This window comes from Corynebacterium sp. (assembly GCF_012837295.1).
Classification (GTDB): Bacteria; Actinomycetota; Actinomycetes; order Mycobacteriales; family Mycobacteriaceae; genus Corynebacterium.
In genome coordinates, this window is record NZ_DURI01000336.1 from 1 (window position 1) to 5446 (window position 5446).

Below are 5446 nucleotides of genomic sequence, written 5' to 3' on the forward strand. Positions count from 1 at the left end.
CCCCGCCGTGAATCGCCAGTCGGCGCCCGCGTCCCGCGCATCGATGCCGGTCATGGCGGCCCCCGCGATGGCGGCGAACGCCAGGGCCTGGCAGCCCAGCAGCAGCCCCGCCGCGGCGGACCCGTCCCGGCGCAGGGCGATGCGCAGCCCCGCGCCCGCCGCCAGCGCCAGCATCCCGGCGACGCCTGAGGCGAGGACGGAGTCGTGCGGTGCCATGGCCAGCACCCCGACCACCGCCACGACGGTGGCCGCCGCCGCGACCGCGAGCCCGACGGCGGCGTCGGCGACCCCGACGCCCGGCGCGTCGTCGGCGAGCACGTCGGCGACGTCGACCACCATCGGCGGCGGCGCGGGACCCGGATCGTCGACGATGGCCAACCGGTCCCCGTCGCACGCCCCGGCCTCCGCGAGGCTCGCCTCGGGGTCGGCGACCGTCCCGTCCGGCAGCCGGATCCGCCAGGACGTCCCGGGCGCCGGGCCTGCGCCGAAGACGTCGATCAACTCCGGCAGCACCGCCGCCACCGGTGCCCCGGCCGGCACGAGCAGATCCGCCCGGCGCGCCCCGCCGTCCCCCGGCAGCAGGTCGACCCGGATCCGCAGCATCGTCGCAGTCGGCGACATGATTCCCCCATTTCCGCGAAGGCACGGCCCCCGCGCGTCGGTGCGCCCGTTCCCCCGTGGCCGGGCGCGTCCCATCAGGGTGGCCTATGCTCTGCGTCGCGTCCAGCCGACGGCGGCTGGGGTCACTCGGGGGAGGGCTACGACGATGGGGGATGCGCGTTCGCGCTTGACGACGGCCGATGCTGGCGCCACTGCGCCGGCTGCATCGGGTGCGCCGGAATCTGGCCGGCCGACTCGGATACCGGGGCCGGAGCCGCGGCCGGGGGACATCCGGCCGGATGCGCCACCGGAAGCGCCGGAACCCAAGCCGGTGCCGTTGATGCGGGCGCTGCTGCCGGTGGTGATGCTCGTGGCGGTGGTCGGCATGGTGGCGGTGATGGTCGTGTCGGGATCGGCGCGCAATCCGATCACGTTCATGTTCCCGCTGCTCATGGTGGTGTCGACGCTGGGCATGATGGCGGGCGGCGCGTCGGGTGCCGCCGACGTCGGGCCGGCGCGGCGCGACTATCAGCGACACTTGGCCAGCGTGCGGCGCGCGGTCGCCGATGCGGTGGGCATGCAGCGGGCCAGCCTCGTCCACGTTCACCCGGATCCGTCGGATGCGTGGACGTTGGCGGGGACGTGGCGAATGTGGGAGCGTGCGCCGGGCGACGACGACTTCGGTGCGGTGCGCATCGGCTCCGGGCCGCATGCGCCGGCCACGCCGGTGACGCCGCCGGCGGTGGCGGCGCCCGAGAAGCTCGACCCGGTGTCGGCGGTTGCCTTGCGCCATGTCGTCCGCTCGGCGAGGTCGGTGCCCGACCTGCCGGTGGCCCTGGACGTCGGCGCGTTTCCCCTCATCGCCGTGGGCGGCGATGAGGCGCCGGGACCGGCGCTGGCGTTGGCGCGGGCAATGGTCGCGCAGTTGGCGGTGTCGCACCACCCCGAGGACCTGGCCATCGCCGTCGTCGGCGTGGGGCCGGAGTGGGAGTGGGCGAAGTGGCTGCCGCACAATGCGCACCCGCGCCGTTCGGATGCGACGGGGCCGGTGCGCCTGCGCGCGTCCTCTGTTCCCGAGCTCGCGGGCTTGCTCGAGGGCGTCGAGGCGCCGCTGCGCGTCATCGTCGCCGATGGCCGCGATCTGGATCGGGAGCCCGGGCACCTCGACCTGCTGCTGAATGCGCCGTGGGGCGGCGACTCGGAAACCTCGGTGCTCGCGGTGCCTGCGCCGGGCGCTCCTGCGGGTGATGTGGCCGCGACCTCCCCGTCGGGCGCCGGAGCCGGGGCCGGAAGCACCATGCGGGCGGCGGTGGCCCGCGGGTTGGCGCTGTCGGTCCGCGAAGGTCGGATCCGCGCCACCACGGCCGCCGGCGACGAGGACATCGCCGCCGCCGACGCCCTCGGCCTCGTCGCCGCGGAGTCGCTGGCGCGCCGATTGTCGCGGCATGCTCCGGCACGTTCCTCCGGCGTCGACGGCCCCGCGCTCGACCCGGTGCTGGCGGAACTCGACCTGGCGCCGCCGCCGGAACGTCTGCGGTTCCGCGACCGGATCGGGTCCGAGCGTCTGCGCATCCCGGTCGGCGTCGGGGCGGATGGAGCGGTGCTGCACCTGGATCTCAAGGAATCGGCGGAGGGCGGGGTCGGACCGCACGGGCTGTGCATTGGGGCGACGGGCTCCGGCAAGTCGGAGTTCCTCAAGTCGGCGGTCCTGGCCCTGGCCGCAACGCACGGCCCCGATCAGCTCAACCTGGTGCTGGTCGACTTCAAGGGCGGCGCGACGTTCCTCGGCCTCGAGGGGCTGCCGCACGTGTCGGCGGTGATCACGAACCTCGCCGATGAGCTCGTCCTCGTCGATCGCATGCAGGACGCCATCCGCGGCGAGATGACCCGTCGCCAGGAACTGCTGCGGGCCGCCGGCAATTTCCCGGGCGTGGCGGAGTACGAGGCCGCGCGCCGGGCCGGCCGCTCCGACCTGAAGCCGCTGCCCGCGCTGGTCATCGTGGTCGACGAGTTTTCGGAGCTGTTGGGCCATCGCCCGGAGTTCGCCGAGCTTTTCGTCGCCGTCGGCAGACTCGGTCGCTCGCTGCACATGCATTTGCTGCTGGCCAGCCAGCGCCTGGAGGAGGGCCGTTTGCGCGGCCTCGACAGCCATTTGTCCTACCGGGTGGGCCTGAAGACCTTTTCCGCCGCCGAGTCCCGCAGCGTCCTCGGCGTCCCCGACGCCCACCACCTGCCCGCGACGCCGGGCGCGGGTTTCCTCAAGACCGACGCAGGCGCCCCGGTCCGATTCCACTCGGCGTACGTGTCGGGCCCGGTGCCCGCGGATGCGGCCGTTGGCGGGCATGGCCCGGGCATCGCGGCGGGTGGCCGGGTGCGGGTGTTCGCGGCGACGTGCGGGTCGGCGGAGGCCGACGGTTCCGGGCGTGACGACGCTCCGGAGACGACGCTGGACCGGGGGCCGTCGCAAAGCATCTTGGACGCGACCGTTGGCGCAATGGCCGGGCACCCGCATGCGGCGCACCGGGTGTGGCTGCCGCCGCTGCCCGCGCGCACGGCGCTCGCGGATGCGGTGGATTCGTCGCTGCCTGCGCTGACCGCGTCGATCGGGCTCGTCGATCGGCCGCTGGAGCAGCGGCAGGATCCGTTCGTCGTCGATCTGTCCGGGCCGGGCGGGCATGCGGCGATCGTCGGGGCGCCGAGGTCGGGCAAGTCGACGGCGGTGCGCACGCTGGTCGCGTCGCTGGCGCTGACGACGCGGCCGGGGCAGCTGCACGTGCACGTCATCGATTACGGCGCGGGCGGGCTGGCGGATCTTGCGGGGCTGCCGCACGTGGCGTCGGTGACGCATCGCGGCGACGTCGACAAGCTCAATCGCGTGGTCTCCGCGGTGTCGGGGGAGGTCGCGGCGCGCGAGGAACGCCACCGGGCGAGGGGTTGGCACACCATCGCCGACGCCCGGGCCGGCGGCGAACCGGACGTGCTGCTCGTCGTCGACGGGTGGCCGGCGCTGCGGCAGGAGCACCAGGCGCTGGGCGACCGCGTGCAGTCGATTCTGTCGGACGGGCTGGCGGTCGGCGTGCACGTCGCGTTGACCGCCCACCGGTGGACGGAGCTGCGCCCGGCCGTGCGCGACCTGCTGGGCACGCGCATCGAGCTGCGGCAGGCCGAGGCCATCGACTCCGTCATCGACCGGAAGGCCGCGAAACTCGTGCCCGACGCTCCGGGGCGGGGGCTGTCGCCGGACGGGTGCGGCGTGCTCGTCGCGCATGCGGCGCCCTCGGACGTCGCCGAGGTGGCGACGGTGTGCCGGGCGCGCGGCGACGAACGGGTGCCCGCGCTGAAACTGCTGCCCGCCGAGGTGCGATGGGGTCAGGTGGAGCCGGCCGTGGCGGCCGGGATGGTGGCCATCGGCCTGGACGAGGATGCGCTGGCGCCCGTGCCATTCGACGCCGACCGCGACCGCCATCTGCTCATCTTCGGGTCCGCGGGATCGGGGCGGACCACGGCGCTGCGGACCTTGATCGCCGGGTTGCTGCGGACCCGGCCGACGCTGAAGTTCGTGGTCGTCGACTACCGGCGCGGATTGCTCGACGCCGTGCCCGCCGATCGGTTGGCCGGGTACGCGGGTTCGCCTGCGGTGGCCGAACCGATGGTCGCCGAGCTCGCCGGGGCGTTGCGCGGGCGGTTGCCGGGCACGGACGTCACCCCGGAGCGGCTGCGGGCCCGCGACTGGTGGGAGGGGCCGGACATCGCCGTGGTCGTAGACGATTACGACCTCGTGTCGGGGTCGCGCGGGTCGCCGCTGACGCCGCTGGGGGAGTTCATCCCGCACGCCGCCGACATCGGCCTGCACATGGTGCTGGCCCGCAGGACGGGCGCGGCGACGCGGTCGCTGCACGACCCGGTGCTCGGCGCGGCAAAGGACCAGGGCGCCACCGGCCTGGTGCTCGACGGCTCCCGCGACGACGGTCCGCTCATGGGCGTGCCGCTGCGCCGGCGCCCGCCGGGCCGCGGCACGTGGGTGGAGCACGGGAAGCCGCCGCGCGTGGTTCAGGTGGCGCTGCCTCCGGAGGCGGGGACCGGTGCCAGGACCGAGAGCAAGAGCGGGGAGGTGGCGTCCGATGACGCCGAGAACTGAGCGCGCGCCCGGGCCTGCGGTGCTCCACGCGTGGGGGCCGTCGGCGCATGGGCCGGAGAAGGACGCCGAGCTGATCGATGGTTTCGGCGCCGCGCCGGATGCCGTGATCACCCCGTCGTATTGGGGAGGCCGGCGCCGCGAGTTGTTCGCCGAAGAGCTGGTCCGCCGCGGCTTCGATCCCCGGATCGGCGACCTGGCCACGGAATTGATGGGCCTGGAGCGCCCGGCCGTCGAGCACAGTTTCCTCGTCGAGGTCGAGGACGGCCGCATCTGCGTGTCCCGCCTCGACTTCGACGCGGGCCTGGCCGATTCCCGGTTGTCCTTCCGCGGCGGCGACGCGTTGGAGATCATCCGCGACGTCGCCGGCGAATTGCTCGCCGACGCCGGCGGCGCCGAGCGGGTCCTCGACACGGGCGACGTCGAGTTCATCGTCGCGGCCGCCGACGACCGGCTCGTCGCCGACATGCGCCGCAGGGGCTGGCTGGCGTTCCCGGTGCCGGTGGAATTGCTGGGGGCCGAGCCGCTTTACGACGGTGCCGACGTTCACGTGGGTCGTCGTCACGCGGAAGCCGTCGGGGAACGGCCCACCGTCGGCGATGGCGCGGTCCCGGAGGAAGCGGGCGGATTGGACGTGGCGGCGCTGCGCCGGCGGGCGCGGGCGAAGGAGAACGCGCGACGGCGGCCGCGGCACCGCGCCCCGGCGGTCGC

At 74.8% G+C, this 5446-nt stretch carries 2 protein-coding genes and 1 pseudogene; 2 read left to right on the forward strand and 1 reads right to left on the reverse strand.

The annotated features are described in order from the left end of the window. Positions 1 to 621: EsaB/YukD family protein (locus GX015_RS11170; RefSeq protein WP_291345181.1), on the reverse strand; the 621-nt coding region annotated here is incomplete at its 3' end. Between the two features lie 268 nt (positions 622 to 889). Between GX015_RS11170 and eccCa the strand changes: the two genes are divergently transcribed. Further along, entirely contained in the window at positions 890 to 4738 is a 3849-nt protein-coding gene (eccCa, locus tag GX015_RS11175; protein ID WP_291345183.1) for a type VII secretion protein EccCa, read from the forward strand. Next, positions 4722 to 5446: pseudogene (locus GX015_RS11180) on the forward strand (hypothetical protein); the annotation flags it as partial. The gene eccCa and the pseudogene GX015_RS11180, both read left to right, overlap by 17 nt.